An 18120-nucleotide genomic window follows, 5' to 3' on the forward strand; every position below is an offset into this window, starting at 1 on the left:
TCAGGCGGCCAGGTCCGACTCCGGCGGCTGCTCGTCCGTGCGGACGGCCCCGCGCTCGCGGCCGCGCCGCCGCCCGCGCGGAGCGCCACCGCGCTCGGGCGCCCGGATCAGCGGGGCGACGGCGGTGCGGGTCAGCGCGTGGCAGAGCGGCACCAGGACGGCCATCGCGATCGGCGCCAGCAGCAGCACCACGGCGGTCGCGAGCGCGTAGCCGCCGATCACGTCGGTCGGGTAGTGGACGCCCATGAACATCCGGCAGAAGCCCTGCAGCAGGGCGAGCCCGCCGGCGATCCAGCCGAGCCGCCGGTTCACCAGGAAGAGCGACACCGCGACGCCCATCGTCATCGTCGAGTGGTCGCTGACGAAGGAGTGCGTGCCGGCCTTGCCGTCCACGAGGACCAGCAGCCCGCCGTGGTCCACGAACGGTCGCGGCCGGTTCACGATCGCGGCGATCGGCAGGTTGGCCAGCTCGGCGACGGCGACCGACAGCGGCACCCAGAGCAGTCCCGCGATCGCCACCGGCGCGTCCGGCCGGCGTCTGGCCTGCAGCCAGCCGACCAGGCCGAGCATCGCCAGGCCGATCAGGATGCCGTACTCGCCGATCCACGAGACCAGGTGGTCCAGCCACGGCGGGGAGCTCTTGGCGAGCCCGTTGACGGCGTAGAGCAGGCCGAGGTCGGGGTTGGTCGTGTCGGCAAGCGGCGTCGACACGCCGCACCTCCTTCTGGTCCGCTGCAGCACCTTGTACGTTCCGGCCGGGCGGCCCGCCCGGCGCGATGAGCTGACGAGGGGCCAACGGACCAAACGTCATCAGCGGTGCACAGCGTTCCACGTAAACGCGTGGTTATGGAAACTTGACTCAGCGTCCACAGCGCACTCACACGCCGGGCCGCCGGGGGCTCAGGGTTTTGCGGTCGGTTGACCCGTGGGACGGGCCGCGGAGGCTGGTGCCGACGGGGTCACGGGCCGGGCGGCGGGCGCCGTGGCGGCGTGGGCGGGGGCGGGAGGAGCCCCGTTCGGCGCGGCGGGCGCAGCGGCCTGCGGGGCGGCCTGCGGGACGGCTGCCGCGGTGGTCGCGGTGGGAGTGGCGGGCGCGTCCGGGGTGGCGCCGCCGCCGATGCCGCCCTTGCCCGTGATGCTCCCGTCCAGGTTGCGCACCGGCAGCGCCTGGGCGCCGTCGGTGGTGACCCGGGTCGCGCCGATGTACTCCTTGGTGTCGATCTTGTCGTAGCGGATCACCGCGTTGGTGTGCGGCGCGTTGATCATGTAGCCGCCGCCGACGTAGATCCCGACGTGGTGGATGCTGCGCGGATCGTTCAGGTCCGTCGCGAAGAACACCAGGTCGCCCGGCCGTAGCTGGTCCCGGGAGGGGTGCGGCCCGGCGTACCACTGGTCGTTGGCCACCCGGGGCAGCGTGATTCCCACCGTCTCGAACGCCGCCTGGGTGAGGCCCGAACAGTCGAACCGCCCGTTCTGCGAGGGCAGCCCCTCGCCTCCCCACAGGTACGGCGTGCCCAGCTTCGTCTGCGCGAAGTAGATCGCCCCCGCCGACTGCTGCGACACCTCCACCGGCGCGGTCGGCGCCGTGAAGCTGCGCGCCAGCGCCTTGATGTTCTTCACGTACCCCTGCGTCTCCTTGTACGGGGGCACGCCGTTGTACTTCTCCACCGCGTACGGGCCGGCGTTGTACGCGGCCAGCAGGTTGTCCTGACGGTCCCCCGGGACCTTGGCCACGTCCCTGGCCAGCGCGCAGTCGTAGTTCGCCGCGGAGGCGATCGCGTCGGCCGGGTCCCAGATGTCCTTCTTGCCGTCGCCATTCGCGTCGACGCCGTAGATGTCCCAGGTGCCCGGCAGGAACTGGGCCATTCCCAACGCCCCCACACCGGAACGGGCCTGCGGATCGAAGCCGCTTTCCTGGTACAGCTGCGCCGCGAGCATCGGCGGGGAGATCTCCGGACAGAGCGCGCCCCACTTCTGGATCGCCCCCTGGTAGGCCGCCGGCACCGAACCCGCCGACAGCGTCCCGCGATTGGCCGTCTGCTGGGGCGTCCCGCTCGCGGCGTACGTCCCGATCGTCACCAGCCCGACGAACCCGATCCCGACAACTCCCGCCGCAGCGGCGGCCGTACCGGCCTTCCGGAGTACCATCAGCACCATCCCGACGAATCGTCAGTCGAAGTGTTCCGGAAGGCGTTGCTCACCGCAATCATCAGAGATACAAAGAGTGAGCGCTATCCTTCGTACGGTGGACATCCTCGCGTACGTGTCCGATGCCTCACGACCAATCCGCGAGAAGTAGCCAAGTCGACATCAGATCTGGCCAAGAATAGGCACCGACCCTTCGCGCGGGCGGGGTCAGGGCCCTTGAATTTGCCTGATCGGGCGGTGAGATGGAAATGAACCTGAGCAGCGTGCAGAGCATCGCGATCGGCCACCTGGCGGCCGAGGACCCACCAAAGAAGCCGAATATCGACACCATCATCGGCGGGATCGCCCCGGACTGGGGTCCGTTCGCGAGCCTCGGGTCGGAGGCCCGGGTGATGGTCGAGGTCATCATGGCCGTCGCCATCCTCGTCTGCCTCGGCCTCGCCGTCTGGGGCGCCGCCAAGCAGCGGATCGGTGCGACCGCCATGCGGGACAGCTTCGGCGCGGAACAGGGCAAGGGACTGATCATCGCCGGGCTGACCGGCGTGTTCATCATTGGATCACTCGGCACTCTGTTCACCATTGTCTACGGAATGGCGATCTGACGATCGGACAGCGGTAGCCCTGCTGCCGGTCCGAGCCCGGTCCCCGTCCGGACCGCCCGGAGCCCGCCCCGAGTCACCCCGTCCCCACCCTCCGTCCGCGCCCGCCCACGGCCGGAGGGCCCCCGGAGCCGCCCGGCTCCCCGCACCAGGAGGGCCGCCGTGCCGTTGTCCGACGACCAGCCGCACACCCGTACGCGGCTACCGGTCGGCGAACAGCCCTCCTCGCAGCTGAACGGACGTCAGCCGCGACCGCTCCGCACCCTGCTGGCCGTCCTCGTCGTCGTCACGCTGCTCGTCGTCGCGATCTCCATCGCCAACCACGGCAAGCCCGACCCGGGCGGCACCGCCCGCTCCTCCGACCACGCCACCCCCACCGCACCCGTCGGCGCCGGCCCCGCCCCCAGCGGCGACCAGCCCGTCGGCACCACCAGCAACGGCATCCCCAGCGGCTACCCGCACACCGACCAGGGCGCCCAGTCCGCCGCCACCAACTACGCGGTCGCCCTCGGCGGCGCGGACATGTTCCGCGCCGACACCCGCCACACCATCGTCACCACCATCGCCGACCCGGCCGCCCTGCCCACCCTCCAGACCCGCCTGGACCAGGGCTTCGGCGGCGACACGGCCGCCCGCTACGGCCTCGACGCCCAGGGCCACGCCCCGAAGGGCCTCACCTTCGTGAGTCGCACCGTCCCCGTCGGCACCAAGCAGACCGGCTACAACGACGCCGAGGCGAAGATCGAGGTCTGGTGCTCCGGCCTCGCCGGCCTCGCCGGTGAACACTCCGTCCAGCCCGTGACCGCCAACTGGTTCACCATGACGCTCTCGCTCCGCTGGACGGCCGGCGACTGGAAGCTCAGTGACTACGCCAGCCGACCGGGCCCCGCGCCGATGCCCGGCGACCAGCAGGCCGCCACCGCCGACGAGATCACCGGCGCCGTCCAGCAGTTCGGGGGGTTCCGCTATGCCCGTTGACCAGACCACACGACGCTCCACCGTGCGCCGCGCGGGAGCGCTGGCGAGCGCCATGGCGAGCCTGCAGCTCGCCGGGCTGCTGATGGCCCAACGGGTCTTCGCGGATCCTTCGCCGACGCCGACACCGACGGCGAGCCCGAACGCCAACTGTCCCGATCTGCCCATTTCCGGCAACGGCATCCTCTGCGTGGACAAGCCTGGGGCCGGCGGTTCCCTTCCCGGAAGCGGGACGGTCGGGAACGTGACCGACCCGCTCGGGTCGTTGGCCAAGGGGTGTGCGCAGGCGGCGGCGTGGGTCGTGCGGAAGTTGTCGGGGGCCATCGACGGGACGACGCAGGTGGACTTCACCAATGCGTCGTTCCTGCAGCAGTACGCGGTGGTGTTCGCGGCCTCGACGATCATCACGCTGGTGCTGTGGCTGCTCGCGGTGACGAAGCGGGCGGTGCGCGGGGCGCCGTTGACGACGGCGGTCTCGGAGGCGATCGGGTTCCTGTGGCTGACGGTCGTGGCGTCCGCGTTCACGCCGTTGATCCTCTACACCGTGGTGAGCGCCACGGACGGGCTGACCAAGGCGATCGCGGTCGGGACGAAGTCCGACACCGGGACGTACCTGGGCGGGTTCGCCGACACCCTGGAGAAGGGGGACATGGGTGGCGGGCCGCTGATCCTGATCATCGTGTCGCTGGTGGCGGTGCTCGCGGCAGCGGTGCTCTGGATCGAGCTGCTGATCCGGGCGGCGATGCTGTACGTGGGCGCGCTGCTGGGGACGGCGGTGTACGCGGGGCTGGTGGACAAGCAGCTGTGGAAGCACGTGCGCCGGTGGGCGGGGGTGATGGTGGCGGTGGACCTGGCGAAGCCGATCATCGTGATCATCCTGGGCCTGGCGGGTGCCGTCGCGACCGGTGCGGGGGCGAACGACGACTTCGCCCGGGTGCTGTCCGGGCTGGCGATCCTGTTCCTGTCGATCTTCGCGAGCGCGGCGGTGTACCGCTTCGTGCCGGGCTTCGGCGACGAGATCATGAGCATGCGGCACGCCCGCGCCAGCGCGGTGTCGGCCGGTTCGGCGATGATCAACGGCACCGCGAACCTCATGAAGCAGGGCATCACCACCCACGGCGACCGCGGCCCGCAGGGCGCGGGCGGCGGCGGGGGTGCGGGCGGGGGTTCGGTGGCCCCGGGCATCGCCGCGCACGCGGGCCGCACGCCGGCTCCGCCGCCGCAGGCCGGGCCGCCCCAGCAGGCCTCGGTTCCGATCCGCGACAGCAATCCAGCGAAGGGAGGGTGACGGGTAAGTGAGCAGTGAACCGCTCGGCCATTACGGTGCCCAGTACGCCCAGCCGTACGTGCACCAGCGCCGCACCTACCTGATCGGCAAGGCCCGCCCGAACGCGCCGATCGGCCGCAACCGGGAGACCGGCGAGATCCTGCTGATCATCTTCGGGGCGTTCCTCGGGATGCTCTGGGGCCTGATGATGCCGGTCCTGCCGCTGCGCATCGGCGGCCTGGTCGGCCTGCCCGCGCTGGCCATCGCGGCGGTCTACGTGCCGTACCGCAAGCGGACGTTCTACCGGTGGGCGGAGATCAACCGCACCTACCGGCGGACGGTCCGCAGCGGCCGCTCGGTGTGGCGTTCGGACGTGATGGACGCCGGCACCCGGCTGGACGGCCGGGAGGTGGAGGTCGGTCCGCCGCCGGGGGTGGGGCGGCTGCGCTGGCTGACGGCGCCGTTCGGGCCGGACGAGGTCGGGGTGCTGATGCACCTGGAGCGGCGCACGGTGACGGCCGCGATCGAGATCGAGGGCCCGGGCGTGGGCCTGCGCGACTCGGAGGACCAGGAGGCGCTGGTCGACCGGTTCGGCACGCTGCTGAAGCACGTCGCCAACGGGGACGGCTTCGTGACGCGGCTGCAGATCCTGGCCCGGACGCTGCCGGCCGATCCGGACGCGCACGCCAAGGACGTCGAGCGGCGCGGCGACCGCGACGCGCCGCGCTGGCTGCAGGAGTCGTACGACCAGCTGCAGTCGATGGTGTCGACCTCCTCGGAGCAGCACCGCGCGTACCTGGTGGCCTGCATGCACTACACCCGCGACCTCGCGGCCGAGGCGCACGCGATGGGCCGGACGGCGACCGGCGGGCGGGCCCGGGACGACGAGGGCCTGGCGGCGGTGATGGCGCGCGAGCTGACCGACATCTGCGCCCGGCTCGCGGAGGCGGACATCCGGGTGCGCCAGCCGCTGGGCCAGGCCCGGCTGTCCTCGCTGCTGCACTCGATGTACGACCCGGACCACCCGATCGACCACATCCAGGCGATGTCCCGGCGCAACGCGTGGCCGGCCGAGCTGGACGCGACCCACCCGCAGTACCTGCAGGCGAAGACCCGCGAGTCGACGACCCGGGAGCCGTGGTGCCACGCCACCGCGTGGGTCAAGGAGTGGCCGCTCACCCCCGTGGGCGTCAACTTCCTCGCGCCGCTGCTGGTGCACACCCCGGACGTGATCCGGACGGTCGCCGTGACGATGGACCTGGAGCCGACCGACGTCGCGATCGAGCGGATGCTGACGGAGAAGACCAACGACGAGGCGGAGGCGAGCCGCGCGGCCAAGATGAACCGCACGGTCGACCCGCGCGACCTGGCCCACACCGGCCGGGTGGACCAGCGCGGTGACGACCTGGCCTCCGGCGCGGCCGGGGTCAACCTGGTCGGGTACATCACGGTGTCCTCGCGCAGCCCCGAGGCGCTGGCCCGCGACAAGCGGACCATCCGGGCGTCGGCCGGCAAGAGCTACCTCAAGCTGGAGTGGTGCGACCGCGAGCACCACCGCGCGTTCGTCAACACGCTGCCGTTCGCCACCGGCATCCGCCGCTGAGCCGCCCGCGCCCGTCCGTCCACCGCGGCCCGTCCATCCACTGAGCCCTTCCACCCACCAGGAGGCCGTCCATGGCGCTCGGCAACCTCACCGACGCGTTCACCAGCCTGATGTTCGGCAAGGTGGAGACCACCCGGTTGCCCGTGCGCACCTCGACCGGCCAGGCGCAGGCGGTCTACCTGCCCACCGCGGCACCGGGGCTGGGCGACTCGGGCGTGATCATCGGGCGCGAGGTGTACAGCGGCAAGGGGTACGTCTACGACCCCTTCCAGCTGTACGGGCAGCAGCTGCCGGCGCCGCACTGGCTGGTGCTGGGGGAGTCGGGCAACGGCAAGTCGGCGCTGGAGAAGACGTACGTCCTGCGGCAGTTGAGGTTCCGCGACCGGCAGGTGGTGGTGCTGGACGCGCAGGGCGAGGACGGCGTGGGCGAGTGGAACCTGATCGCCAACGCGCTCGGCATAAAGTCGATCCGCCTGGACCCGATGGCGGCCCGGGACGGCGGGGTGAAGCTCAACCCGCTGGACCCGGCGATCACCCAGACCGGTCAGCTGTCGCTGCTGCGCACCATCATCGAGGTGGCGATGGGGCGCGGCCTGGAGGAGCGGGCGGGCTTCGCGCTGAAGGCCGCGCACGCCCACGTGGTGGCCTCGGTGAAGGACCGCCAGCCGGTCCTGGACGACATCATCGACACGCTGCGCAACCCCGAGCTGTCGTCGGTGGAGTCGCTGGGCGTCGCGGTGGACGAGGTGCAGCGCTGGGGCCTGGACGTGGCGCTGGTGCTGGACCGGCTGGTCGACGGTGACCTGCGCGGCATGTTCGACGGCTCGACCACCGACGGCATCGACCTGGACGCGCCGCTGATCGTCTTCGACCTCTCGCACATCGACCGTAACTCGATCGCGATGCCGATCCTGATGGCGATCGTCGGCGTGTGGCTGGAGCACACCTGGATCAGGCCGGACCGGAAGAAGCGCATCTTCCTGGTCGAGGAGGCCTGGCACATCATCAACAGCCCGTTCGTGGCGCAGCTGTTCCAGCGCCTGCTGAAGTTCGGCCGCCGGCTCGGCCTGTCCTTCGTCGCGGTGGTGCACCACCTGTCGGACGTGGTGGACGGCGCGGCGGCCAAGGAGGCCTCGGCGATCCTGAAGATGGCCTCCACCCGGACGATCTACATGCAGAAGGCCGAGGAGGCGCGGGCCACCGGCCGGGTGCTGGGGTTGCCGCGCTGGGCGGTGGAGATCATTCCGACGCTGTCGCCGGGCATCGCGGTCTGGGACGTCAACGGGAACGTCCAGGTGGTCAAGCACATCATCACCGACTCCGAGCGGCCGCTGGTCTACACCGACCGCGCCATGACGGAGGACGCGGTGGCCGAACGCGAGCGTGCCGAGCGGCAGTTGGCGGCCGAGCCCGGGGTGTGAGCCGGGCGGCCCCGGTGCGGGGGCCGGCACCGATCCGTTCACGACGGTTCGTCGACGAGTCACCCGGTCGTTACGTCAGAAAACCTGACAGCTACGCGCGTTGACCATAGGCTGCAGTTCGCGCACACCCACATCCATGCGCGCCTGCGCCGGTTCCGCGGCCGGGCGCTCCTAGGCGCAGGGACCTCCTCATGCTCACCCTCAGATCGCGACGCGCGGCGCTCGCCGTGGTCGCCGCGGCCGGACTGCTCGGTTCGGTGGCCGTGCCCGCGGCCGCCCAGGCCGCCGACGCGAACTCCCGGCGGCACAAGACCGTCAACCTCCAGCTGCTGGCGATCAACGACTTCCACGGCAACCTGGAGCCCCCGGCGGGCTCGGCCGGCACGATCCGGGAGATCGACCCGGCGACCGGCCAGCAGGTCAGCACCCCGGCCGGCGGCGTCGAGTACCTGGCGACGGCGCTGCGTCAGGCGCGCGAGGCGGCGGACGACTCGATCACCGTCGCGGCCGGCGACATCGTCGGGGCCAGCCCGCTCACCTCGGCGCTGTTCCACGACGAGCCGACCATCGAGGCGATGGACAAGCTCGGCCTGGACGTCACGTCGGTCGGCAACCACGAGTTCGACCACGGCGCGCAGGAGCTGCTGCGGCTGCAGAACGGCGGCTGCCACCCGGTCGACGGCTGTTACGAGAAGGGCCGCACGTTCCGCGGCGCCAACTTCAACTACCTGTCCGCCAACGTCACCGACGAGAACACCGGCGAGCCGCTGCTGCCGCCGTACTGGGTGACGAAGTCGCAGGGCGTGAAGGTCGGCTTCATCGGCGTCACGCTGGAGGGCACGCCGAACATCGTGACGGCGGCGGGCGTCAAGGGCCTGAAGTTCGGCAACGAGGTCACCACGATCAACAAGTACGCCGCCGAGCTCAAGGCGCAGGGCGTCAACTCGATCGTCGCGCTGATCCACGAGGGCGGCTACCCGGCCGGCAGCGTCTACAACTACGACTGCGGCGCGGCCGGGCAGGGCGTCTCCGGCCCGATCGTCGACATCGCGCGGAACATCGACCCCGCGGTCGGCGCCATCGTCACCGGCCACACCCACAACGCGTACGCGTGCATGATCCCGGACCCGAACGGCGTGCCGCGCTCGGTGACCAGCGCCGCCTCGTTCGGCCGGCTCTTCACCGAGATCGACCTCAAGCTCGACAAGACCACCGGCACCATCGTGCGTCCGTCGGTGAAGGCCGAGAACCACGTCGTGCGGCGCACGCTGCCCAAGGCCGAGGACATGAGCGAGCTGATCGCCCGCTACTCCAAGCTGGCCGCGCCGATCGCCAACCGTCCGGTCGGTTACATCGCCTCGGACATCAACGGCCGTGGCAGCGGCGACCTGGAGAAGCCGCTCGGCGACCTGATCGCGGACGCGCAGCTGGAGGGCCTCGCGCCGGCCGACAAGGGCGGGGCGCAGGTGGCGTTCATGAACCCCGGCGGCATCCGCTCCGACCTGGTTTACAAGGCGGCCGGTAGCGAGGGCGACGGCGTCGTGACGTACGGCAAGGCGTTCACCGTCCAGCCGTTCACCAACATGATGCAGGTCAAGACGCTGACCGGCGCCCAGCTGGTGCAGCTGCTCCAGCAGCAGGTCAGCGGGGGCAACGCCGCCGCGCCGAAGATCCTGCAGGTGTCCAAGAGCCTGAGCTACACCCTGGACATGCGCAGGACCGGGGCCGACCGGGTCGTCGTCGACTCCGTCCGGCTCAACGGCGCGCCGATCGACCCGGCCGCCACGTACCGGGTCGCGGCGAACGAGTTCCTGGCGGCGGGCGGCGACGGCTTCCCGGCGCTGGGCGCCGGCACCGACAAGCTCGTCGGCGCCTCGGACCTGGACGTCTTCGTGGCCTACCTGGGTGCCCACAGCTCGGCGTCCGCGCCGCTGAAGGCTCCGGCGCAGGACCGGATCAAGGTCATCGGCCCGGGCGTCGACGTCGACTGACCGTGAGCCGGACGGGGACGGGCGGGGCGCTGTCGGGGCGCCCCGCCCGTCCTCCTTCGTGTCCGGGGGCTACTCCGCGGTGGGGCCGCCGGGCAGGCGGACGGTGGCCAGGGCGCCCGGCCCGCCGTCCCCGGCCGGGCCGAGCGAGACCTCGCCGCCGGCGTCCCGGACGCTCTGCGCGACGATCGACAGCCCGAGGCCGGAGCCCGGGAGCTGGCGCGAGGAGGGGGAGCGCCAGAAGCGGTCGAAGACGTACTGCAGCTCGTCGGCCGGGATGCCGGGGCCGTGGTCACGGACGGTCAGCACGCCCTGCCGGAGCCGGACTTCGATCGTGCCGCCGGGCGGGCTGTACTTGACCGCGTTGTCCAGCAGGTTGATCACGGCCCGTTCGAGGGCGAAGGCGTCGCCGTGGACGAACCAGGGCTCGGCCGCGGTGTCGAAGACCAGCCCGGGGCCGCGCAACTTGGCCCGCTCGACGGCCCGTTGGGCGATCTCGTGCAGGGCGACCACGGTGAGGTTCGGTCCCGGCTTCGGCGAGTCGGGGCGGGAGAGCTGGAGCAGGTCCTGGATGAGGACGGTCAGCTCCTGCATCTGGGCCTTCATGTTGCCCAGCAGTTTGGTCTTCGTGGCGGGCGGGAGCGGGCGGCCCGTGTCGTCGCTGCGGATCAGCAGGTCCACGTTGGTGCGCAGCGACGTGAGGGGTGTGCGGAGCTCGTGCCCGGCGTCCGCTATCAGCCGGGTCTGCCGCTCGCGGGAGTTGGCGAGGGCGGTGCTCATGGAGTTGAACGAGGTGGAGAGGCGGGCGATCTCGTCGTCGCCGTGGACCGGGATGGTGGTGCCGACCTCCTCGGTGCGGGCGATGTGCTCGACGGCGTCGGTGAGCTGGTGGACCGGCTTGAGCGAGGAGCGGGCGACGATCCGGCCGGCGACGGCGGCGAGGAGGATGCCGCCGACGGAGACGGCGCCGAGCAGGAGGGCGAGGCCCTGGAGGGACTCCTCGACGGACTGGGTCGGGCTGGCGACCATCAGCAGGGCGGGCTGCGGTCCGAAGTGGGTCAGCGAGACGCGGACGAGGGCGGGGGTGCCGTCGGTGAAGTGGCCGTCCCGGATGACCGACTGGCCGGGCCGCAGCTGGAACACCGCGGAGTCGCTCGGCCTGAGCACGATCGCCTTGGTCGCGGCCGGGGGCAGGCAGACCGCCGTCGGGTCCTTGACGACGTACTGGGTGTCCCGGGCGACGGAGGTGCCGTTCTCCGGGGCGACGCTCCGCGGCTGCGCCTGCAGGGCCGCCTGCGGGGTCTCGTAGCAGGGCAGGCTCTGGCCCCGGGGCGGCAGCGGGAGCGGCGCGCTCGCGAGGTCCGTCCGCACCTGGCCGTAGAGCTGCTTCTCGACGATGAACCAGCACGCCAGCGCCGACAGCGCGATGGCCACCGCCACCGCGGCCGCGCTCAGGAAGGTGAGGCGGCTGCGCAGCGAGCGGGAGCGGAACCAGTGCACGAGGCGCTGGACCCGGGACGGGCGCGGGGGCGCGAGGGGCGGGGGAGGGACGCGCGCGCCCCTGGCTCGCACGTTCACGCGCCGGCGCCGGCCGCGGGGCGCAGGGCGTAGCCGACGCCGCGTACGGTCTGGATGATCCTCGGCATGCCGCCCTGCTCGGTCTTGCGGCGCAGGTACATGACGTAGACGTCCAGGGAGTTGGAGGAGGGCTCGAAGTCGAAGCCCCAGACCGCCTTGAGGATCTGCTCGCGGGTGAGGACCTGCCGGGGGTGGGACAGGAACATCTCCAGGAGCATGAACTCGGTGCGGGTCAGCTCGACGGACCGGCCGGCCCGGGTGACCTCGCGGGTGGCGGTGTTCATCCGCAGGTCGCCGAAGGCCAGCACCTCGCTCTCGTCCTCGGCCGCCGCCCGGGCCGCGGCCTCGGTGGCGAGGGCGTTGCGGCGCAGCAGGGCGCGGACCCTGGCGAGGAGCTCGTCGAGCTCGAAGGGCTTGGCGAGGTAGTCGTCGGCGCCGACGTCCAGCCCGGTGACGCGGTCGCCGACGGCGTCCCTGGCGGTGAGCATCAGCACCGGGACGGTGTCGCCGCGCGAGCGCATCCGGCGGACGGCGGTGAGGCCGTCCATCCGGGGCATCATGATGTCCAGCAGGACGAGGTCGGGCCGGTCGCGTTCGACGGATTCGAGTGCCTCGTAGCCGTCGGTGGCGGTGGCGACCTCGTATCCCTCGAAGGCGAGGCTGCTCTCCAGGGCGTCCCGGAGCGCGGGTTCGTCGTCGACCACGAGGAGCCTGGCCGAGGTGTGGCCGGACTCGGCGGAGGTGCGGTCGTCGGCGGACGGGGTCATGGGCCGTTGCCCTTTCTCGTCGTGTGGGGGACCTGCTCGGAGTAATTGTCCGTCTTACACGTTCTGGCCCGCCTGCAGTTTCGGCAGGACCTGCTTGATGTCGTTGATCGGGATGGCGAAGCCGAGGCCGACGCTGCCGGCCGAGCTGCTGCCGCCGCCCGCGGTGGAGCCGGTGCCGCTGGGCGAGTACATGGCCGAGTTGATGCCGATGACCTGGCCGTTCGCGTTGATCAGCGGGCCGCCGGAGTTGCCGGGGTTGAGGGCGGCGTCGGTCTGGAAGGCCTTGTAGGTGGTGGTGCCGCTGCCGCTCGGCTGCTGCTGCGAGCCGCGCAGGCCGGGCATGAACGGGAAGCCGTAGCCGCCGTTGCCACCGGTGGAGCCCTCGTCGACCTGGACGGTGACCTCGCGGTTCTCGGCGCTGATGATGCCCGAGGTGACGGTGCCGGTGAGGCCGTCCGGGTTGCCGATGGCGACGACCGGGTCGCCGACGGCGACGGCGGAGGAGTCGCCGAGGGTGGCCGGGGTGAGGTTCTTGGCGCCGCTCGCGGTGATCACCGCGACGTCCAGGGACTTGTCGGTGCCGGTGACGGTGGCCTGCGCGGTCGAGCCGTCCTTGAAGGTCACGGTGATCTGGCCGCCGCTGTCGACCGCGCCGGAGATCACGTGGAAGTTGGTGAGGATCTGCCCGTTCCTGTCGAGGACCACGCCGGTGCCGGTGGCGGTGCCGCCCGGCGCCTTGACGGTGATCTGGACGACGCTCGGCGAGACGGCGGCCGCGATGGCGGCGACGTCGGCGCTGCCGTCGGAGCGGGCGGAGACCGGGCTGGCGATGGTGGTGCCGCGGGTGTCGGAGGTGCGCTCCTGGGAGGCGATGACCCCGCCGGTGACTCCGCCGAGGACGGCGGCGATCGCGGCGACGGCGGTGACCAGGACCAGCCGTCCGCGCAGCATCCCGCGCCGGGCCCGGGCGCCGTGGCTCCGGGGCCCTTCCGGTCCCTCGGGGCTGCCGGGCCAGCCGGCGGACGGCGGGGTGGGGGGCAGGGGCGGCGGCGGGAGCGGGGTGTCGAAGCCGCCGCCGGAGTGGTCCTCGCGGTAGCCGTACGCGGGGGCGTCGGCGCCGGTGCCGACGGTGCCGTCCGTGCTGCTGCCGAGGACGGTGCCCTCGATGACGCGGTGCTCGTGCGGCGCGTGCGGTTGCGCGGACGGCTGCTCGCCGTGCTGCGTGCCGTGCTGCTCGCCGTACTGTCCGGTCCACCCGTACTGCTGCTCGCTGCGCTGCTGATCGCTCATGCCGAACAACGTCCGCCCGGCGGATGAGGATCGGATGAAAGCGGTCTCAGAAGGGTCCGAGAAGCCCGTTGACTTCTCATAAAGCCTGGTCAGGCGGCGCGGATGGGAGCCGGGGGCGGAATCGACTACTCCGCTTCCGTGGGGGTGGCCGGGGCGCCCGGTGCCGCTCCGTCGCAGCCGCAGGAACGCCGGACCACCAGGCGGGACGGGAACTTGCGGACCCGCTCGGTGTCCGAACCGGGCACCATCAGCGAGTCGTCCAGGACCAGGTCGACGGCGGCGCGCGCCATCGCGTCCCGGTCGGAGGCGACGGTCGTCAGCGGCGGGTCGGCGAGGGCGGCCTCGGGGACGTCGTCGAAGCCGGCCACCGCGAGGTCCTCCGGGACCTTCAGGCCGACCTCGCGGGCGGCCCGGAGCACGCCGATCGCCTGGTCGTCGGTGGAGCAGAAGATCGCCGGCGGCCGGTCGGCCGAGCGCAGCACGCCGAGCGCGACCTCGTACGCGCCGTAGCGGTGGAACGGCGCGTCGATCAGGTGCGGTTCGGTGGGCAGGCCGTGCGCGTCCATGGCCCGCTGCCAGCCCTCGACGTGGTCGATGACCGGGTCGCCGGGCGCGGGGGAGTCGACCGGGCCGCCGAAGCAGGCCACGTACGGGTGCCCGTGCACCTCCAGCAGGTGGCGCACGACGGCCTCGGCGCCGCCCACGTCGTCGGTGACCACCGCGACGTCGTCGATCGCCTCGGGGCGGCGGTGCAGCAGCACCACCTTCGCGCCCTCCATCGCGGCGAACTCCTCGGCGGCGCGCTGCGACGGGCCCTGGCTGACCAGGATCAGCCCGGAGACGCGCATGCCGAGGAAGGCGCGGACGTAGTGCACCTCGCGGTCGTCCACGTAGTCGGAGTTGCCGATCAGCACGAGCTTGCCGCGCTCGGAGGCGGCCCGTTCCACGGCGTGCGCCATCTCGGCGAAGAACGGCTGACGGGCGTCCGGGACGACCATGCCGATCAGGTTGGTGCGGCGGGAGGCCATCGCCTGGGCGACGCTGTTCGGCCGGTAGCCGAGCTGCTCGATCGCCGCGAGGACCTTCTCCTTGGTGGCGGGCGCGACCGGGCGCGGCCCGTTGTTGATCACGTAGCTGACGACCGCGGTCGAGGTACCAGCCAGTCGGGCTACATCGTCGCGCGTCACTTTGGCCACGGGTCGAGTCTACGCGTGTGGCGCCGGCGTCGGCAGTGGGACCTGGGGCTTCCGGCAGGTGGACGGGAGGCTGCGCGGGGGCGAACCGGACATGCCGGGCGGGATCACCCCCGCCCGGCGCGCGTCATGCCTCCAGGGGCGCTGCGGGGCGCGGGGCGAGCTCCGGGCGCTCCCCCTTCTCGGGCTTCTCCGGGACGACGAAGCGGTAGCCGACGTTGCGCACGGTGCCGATCAGCTGCTCGTGCTCGACGCCGAGCTTGGCGCGCAGGCGCCGGACGTGCACGTCCACCGTCCGGGTGCCGCCGAAGTAGTCGTAGCCCCAGACCTCCTGCAGCAGCTGCGCCCGGGTGAAGACCCGGCCGGGGTGCTGGGCGAGGTACTTGAGCAGCTCGAACTCCTTGAAGGTCAGGTCGAGCGCGCGGCCCTTGAGCTTCGCGGAGTAGGTGGCCTCGTCCACCGAGAGGTCGCCGTTGCGGATCTCCATCGGGCTGTCGTCGGCGACGACCTGGAGCCGGCCGAGCGCGAGCCGCAGCCGGGCCTCGACCTCGGCCGGGCCCGCGGTGTCCAACAGGACGTCGTCGATGCCCCACTCGGCGGTCACGGCCGCCAGGCCGCCCTCGGTGACCACGAGGATCAGCGGGGAGCCGATGCCGGTGGAGCGCAGCAGCTGGCACAGGCTGCGGATCTGCGGCAGGTCCCGGCGGCCGTCGACCAGGATGACGTCGGCGCTGGGGGTGTCCACCAGGGCGGAGCCCTCGGCGGGCGCCACCCGGACGTTGTGCAGCAGCAGGCCGAGCGCCGGCAGCACCTCCGCGGAGGGCTGCAGTGCGTTGGTGAGGAGGAGGAGAGAACTCATACCCGGTGGTCCCCTTTCCGGGTCGTCGCGGTCGCTTCACGGCTGCCGCCACAGCCGGATGGCGCACGTGCTGAGGGTTGGGGGAGGGGTTCGGACGCCCGGAGCACACCGGAGGACAGGCCGGCGTGCACGGCGCGACGGCGCACGGGCCGGGGGTCCCGCAACCCCTGGCGCACCGTTTCTGCCCTGCTCATCCCGCGAACCCTCCGGTCGTGGTCCCGCTCCGGGCGGCGGCCCGGCACCGGGGTGGCGTCACCCCGGCCGGACGGGGCACGTCGTCGTGCCGCGAGAGGCGGGGTGGTTCCCGCGCACCGCCGGGGGTGGGCCGACGATTCGCAAGAACGTCCGTACTGGCGTCCTGAAAGCACAAAAGGACCCGGGGGCGACTCTGCCCGGATCCCTCTTGGAGGTCGAGAATAGCCGACCGGCCCCCGCACCGGGAGGGCTCGAATCCGGCGGTTCGCCCAATCCGGGCGCGCGCCGGGTGAGCCTGGTCACGGCTTCGAGCGGCGCTCGCGGTCCGTCCGGCCAGGGCGATTGCCGGTCGCGGCGGCGGACACGCCATCATGGGACGCACATCGGCGGCACCGCGCACGTCCACCTTTCGGGTGGTCGGACGGCCGCCCCGGTGGCGAGCCGGACCGGGCCACCGGACCGGGCGAGGACGACGAGAAGGGGTTGCCATGGGCGCGACCACCGAGCCCGCGAGCGGCGCCCGGGTGCGCGGGACGATCCGCTACTGGGCGGCCGCGAAGTCCGAGGCCGGACTGGCCGAGGAGCCGTACGAGGCGGCGACCCTGGCCGAGGCGCTGGCGGCCGCCAAGGAGCGGCACGCCGACCGGCCGAAGCTCGTGCTGCTCCTCGGGCACTGCTCCTACCTGGTGGACGGCGCCCAGGTGGGCGGCCGGGACCACGCGACCGTCGAACTCACCGAAGGCGGAACGGTCGAGGTACTGCCGCCGTTCGCGGGAGGCTGAGCGGCGTGACGGACACGAACGACGCGAACAACGGCGGCTACGGCGGCTGGCAGCAGCCGCACCAGGGCCACCCGCAGCAGCCGCATCCCCAGCAGCCGCATTCTCAGCAGCCGCACCCGCAGCACGGGTACCAGCAGCAGTACGGCCACCCGGGGTACGGGCAGCCGGTGCAGCCGCCGATGGACGACGCGGCGACGGCCCTGCTGCCGCCCGTCCCGCCGATGGACGACGCCGCGGCCACGACGCTGCTCCCGCCCGTCCCCGCGATGGACGACGCGGCGACGACGCTGCTGCCCCCGGTGCCGCCGATGCACGACGCCGCGGCCACGACGCTGCTCCCGCCGGTGGTCGTCTCCGGCGCCATGCCCGTCGCGCCGCCGCAGCCCCAGCCCCTGGCGCAGCCGTATCCGCAGGCCCGGCCCCGGCACGCCGCGCCCGCTCCGGTTCCCACGCCCCAGGCACAGGCACCGGCCCAGGCGCCCGGCCTCGACCAGCCGACCATGACGCTCAAGCGGCCCACGGGCTCCGCCGCGCCCATGGCACCCACAGCACCTGGGGCGCCCGGCATGACGCCGTACCCGGCCGTCCCGCCGCAGCCCGGGATGCCGGGGATGCCCGCGATGCCGACGGCGCCCGCCGGCGTGCCGACCGGGCCCGCCGCGCCGAGCGCCCACCGCACCGGTTCGCCGATCATCGAGCCGGGCATCCAGCCCGCGCTGATCACCGCGGGCGTCGCCGCCCTGCTGGCCGGCGGCGCCGCGCTGGGGCAGGTGGCGCTGGCCCTCGTGGTCGCGCTGCTCCAGGTGCTGACGGCGGCCGGCTGGTTCCGCCTGAACGGGATGTGGCCGGCCCGGCAGGGCATCGCCCTGGCCGCGCTGGCCGGGTTCACGGCCGACGCGGCCGTGCTGCTGGCGAGCGAGGACGGCGGCATCGCGGCCGTCGTCGGCACCCTCGGCGGGTTCTTCCTGCTGGTCCTGGTGCTGCAGACGTTCCGCCCTTCGGACCCGAAGGAGCGGTTCTACGCGCTGACCGTGCTCGGCTCGGCCACCGTGGTGACGGCGCTCTGCACGGCGCTGCTGGTGGCCGACTGGGTGCCGGCCGGGGTCGGCGCGGTCGCGCTGGCGACCCTGCTGGCCGCGGCGCCGCTGCCCGGGCCGAAGGTGCTGGGCCCGGTGCTGGGTCTGGTGGCCGCGGTGGTGCTGGGCCTGCTGGTGGGCGCGCCGCTCGCGCTCGGCGCCCTGGCGGGCGTGGGCGCGCTGGTGGGTCGCCGGGTCGCGTCGTACGACTGGCCGTCCCGGTTCGTGCACATGACGGCGGGCGTGGCGCTGCCGCTGGCCGTGGCCGCGCCGCTGATCTGGCTGGCGACCGGGCTCCTGGCCTGACCCGGCGCCCCCGTACGACGTCCGGCCCCCGAACCCGGGTGCGGGGGCGGCCGTCGTACGGTCGTGGGGAGGC

At 72.8% G+C, this 18120-nt stretch carries 14 protein-coding genes and 1 pseudogene; 8 read left to right on the top strand and 7 right to left on the bottom strand.

Annotated elements, in window-relative coordinates:
• Both ACFXDE_RS37210 and ACFXDE_RS37215 read right to left on the bottom strand, forming a co-directional pair.
• Positions 1 to 711, bottom strand: a complete 711-nt coding sequence (locus ACFXDE_RS37210) for a phosphatase PAP2 family protein (RefSeq protein ID WP_380445979.1) — start codon at positions 709 to 711, stop codon at positions 1 to 3.
• A 447-nt stretch (positions 712 to 1158) separates the two neighbouring features.
• Positions 1159 to 2148, bottom strand: a pseudogene (locus ACFXDE_RS37215) (NlpC/P60 family protein); the annotation flags it as partial.
• Between the two features lie 248 nt (positions 2149 to 2396).
• Here ACFXDE_RS37215 and ACFXDE_RS37220 point away from each other — a divergent pair.
• The 6 genes from ACFXDE_RS37220 to ACFXDE_RS37245 all read left to right on the top strand — a co-directional run bounded on the left by ACFXDE_RS37220 (position 2397) and on the right by ACFXDE_RS37245 (position 10004).
• A complete protein-coding gene (locus ACFXDE_RS37220; protein WP_380445978.1) occupies positions 2397 to 2750 on the top strand; it encodes a hypothetical protein in 354 nt (117 codons plus the stop codon).
• A gap of 159 nt (positions 2751 to 2909) precedes the next feature.
• Positions 2910 to 3725 carry a hypothetical protein gene (locus ACFXDE_RS37225; protein ID WP_380498797.1) on the top strand — a complete coding sequence of 272 codons (816 nt, stop codon included), beginning with the start codon at positions 2910 to 2912 and terminating at the stop codon, positions 3723 to 3725.
• Positions 3715 to 5010, top strand: coding sequence for a hypothetical protein (locus ACFXDE_RS37230; RefSeq protein ID WP_380498798.1), 1296 nt, complete (start codon positions 3715 to 3717; stop codon positions 5008 to 5010). Before ACFXDE_RS37225 ends, ACFXDE_RS37230 begins: the two co-directional genes overlap by 11 nt.
• Before the next feature lie 7 nt (positions 5011 to 5017).
• A complete protein-coding gene (locus tag ACFXDE_RS37235) occupies positions 5018 to 6592 on the top strand; it encodes an SCO6880 family protein (protein ID WP_380498799.1) in 1575 nt (524 codons plus the stop codon).
• A 71-nt stretch (positions 6593 to 6663) separates the two neighbouring features.
• A complete protein-coding gene (locus ACFXDE_RS37240) occupies positions 6664 to 8013 on the top strand; it encodes an ATP-binding protein (protein WP_380445974.1) in 1350 nt (449 codons plus the stop codon).
• Positions 8014 to 8204: 191 nt separating this feature from the next.
• The gene (locus ACFXDE_RS37245) at positions 8205 to 10004 is read left to right on the top strand and encodes a bifunctional metallophosphatase/5'-nucleotidase (RefSeq protein ID WP_380498800.1); all 1800 of its coding nucleotides are present in this window, start codon (positions 8205 to 8207) and stop codon (positions 10002 to 10004) included.
• 69 nt (positions 10005 to 10073) lie between these two features.
• Here the strand turns inward: ACFXDE_RS37245 and ACFXDE_RS37250 are convergent, their stop codons facing one another.
• The 5 genes from ACFXDE_RS37250 to ACFXDE_RS37270 all read right to left on the bottom strand — a co-directional run bounded on the left by ACFXDE_RS37250 (position 10074) and on the right by ACFXDE_RS37270 (position 15688).
• Positions 10074 to 11501: a sensor histidine kinase gene (locus ACFXDE_RS37250; protein ID WP_380498801.1), complete on the bottom strand. Its 1428-nt coding sequence runs from the start codon at positions 11499 to 11501 to the stop codon at positions 10074 to 10076.
• A gap of 74 nt (positions 11502 to 11575) precedes the next feature.
• Positions 11576 to 12346, bottom strand: coding sequence for a response regulator transcription factor (locus ACFXDE_RS37255; RefSeq protein WP_380445971.1), 771 nt, complete (start codon positions 12344 to 12346; stop codon positions 11576 to 11578).
• Between the two features lie 54 nt (positions 12347 to 12400).
• Complete coding sequence (locus ACFXDE_RS37260) at positions 12401 to 13636, bottom strand: S1C family serine protease (protein WP_380498802.1); 1236 nt, start codon at positions 13634 to 13636, stop codon at positions 12401 to 12403.
• Positions 13637 to 13761: 125 nt separating this feature from the next.
• On the bottom strand, positions 13762 to 14832 hold the full coding sequence (locus tag ACFXDE_RS37265) for a LacI family DNA-binding transcriptional regulator (RefSeq protein ID WP_380445969.1): 1071 nt from the start codon (positions 14830 to 14832) through the stop codon (positions 13762 to 13764).
• A gap of 124 nt (positions 14833 to 14956) precedes the next feature.
• Entirely contained in the window at positions 14957 to 15688 is a 732-nt protein-coding gene (locus ACFXDE_RS37270) for a winged-helix domain-containing protein (RefSeq protein WP_380445968.1), read from the bottom strand.
• Between the two features lie 683 nt (positions 15689 to 16371).
• Here ACFXDE_RS37270 and ACFXDE_RS37275 point away from each other — a divergent pair.
• Together ACFXDE_RS37275 and ACFXDE_RS37280 are read left to right on the top strand one after the other, a co-directional pair.
• Positions 16372 to 16665: a MoaD/ThiS family protein gene (locus ACFXDE_RS37275; RefSeq protein ID WP_363651861.1), complete on the top strand. Its 294-nt coding sequence runs from the start codon at positions 16372 to 16374 to the stop codon at positions 16663 to 16665.
• Positions 16666 to 16670: 5 nt separating this feature from the next.
• On the top strand, positions 16671 to 18047 hold the full coding sequence (locus tag ACFXDE_RS37280; RefSeq protein ID WP_380498803.1) for a hypothetical protein: 1377 nt from the start codon (positions 16671 to 16673) through the stop codon (positions 18045 to 18047).
• Positions 18048 to 18120 lie beyond the last annotated feature (73 nt).

It is taken from the genome of Kitasatospora sp. NPDC059408 (genome assembly GCF_042751525.1).
In the GTDB taxonomy this organism is placed as follows: Bacteria; Actinomycetota; Actinomycetes; order Streptomycetales; family Streptomycetaceae; genus Kitasatospora.

Bases quoted from the DNA above. Each gene is read 5' to 3' on its own strand.
- ACFXDE_RS37220 (WP_380445978.1), top strand. From the start codon at position 2,397: ATGAACCTGAGCAGCGTGCAGAGCATCGCGATCGGCCACCTGGCGGCC.
- ACFXDE_RS37230 (WP_380498798.1), top strand. From the start codon at position 3,715: ATGCCCGTTGACCAGACCACACGACGCTCCACCGTGCGCCGCGCGGGA.
- ACFXDE_RS37240 (WP_380445974.1), top strand. From the start codon at position 6,664: ATGGCGCTCGGCAACCTCACCGACGCGTTCACCAGCCTGATGTTCGGC.
- ACFXDE_RS37245 (WP_380498800.1), top strand. From the start codon at position 8,205: ATGCTCACCCTCAGATCGCGACGCGCGGCGCTCGCCGTGGTCGCCGCG.
- ACFXDE_RS37255 (WP_380445971.1), bottom strand. From the start codon at position 12,346: ATGACCCCGTCCGCCGACGACCGCACCTCCGCCGAGTCCGGCCACACC.
- ACFXDE_RS37260 (WP_380498802.1), bottom strand. From the start codon at position 13,636: ATGAGCGATCAGCAGCGCAGCGAGCAGCAGTACGGGTGGACCGGACAG.
- ACFXDE_RS37270 (WP_380445968.1), bottom strand. From the start codon at position 15,688: ATGAGTTCTCTCCTCCTCCTCACCAACGCACTGCAGCCCTCCGCGGAG.
- ACFXDE_RS37275 (WP_363651861.1), top strand. From the start codon at position 16,372: ATGGGCGCGACCACCGAGCCCGCGAGCGGCGCCCGGGTGCGCGGGACG.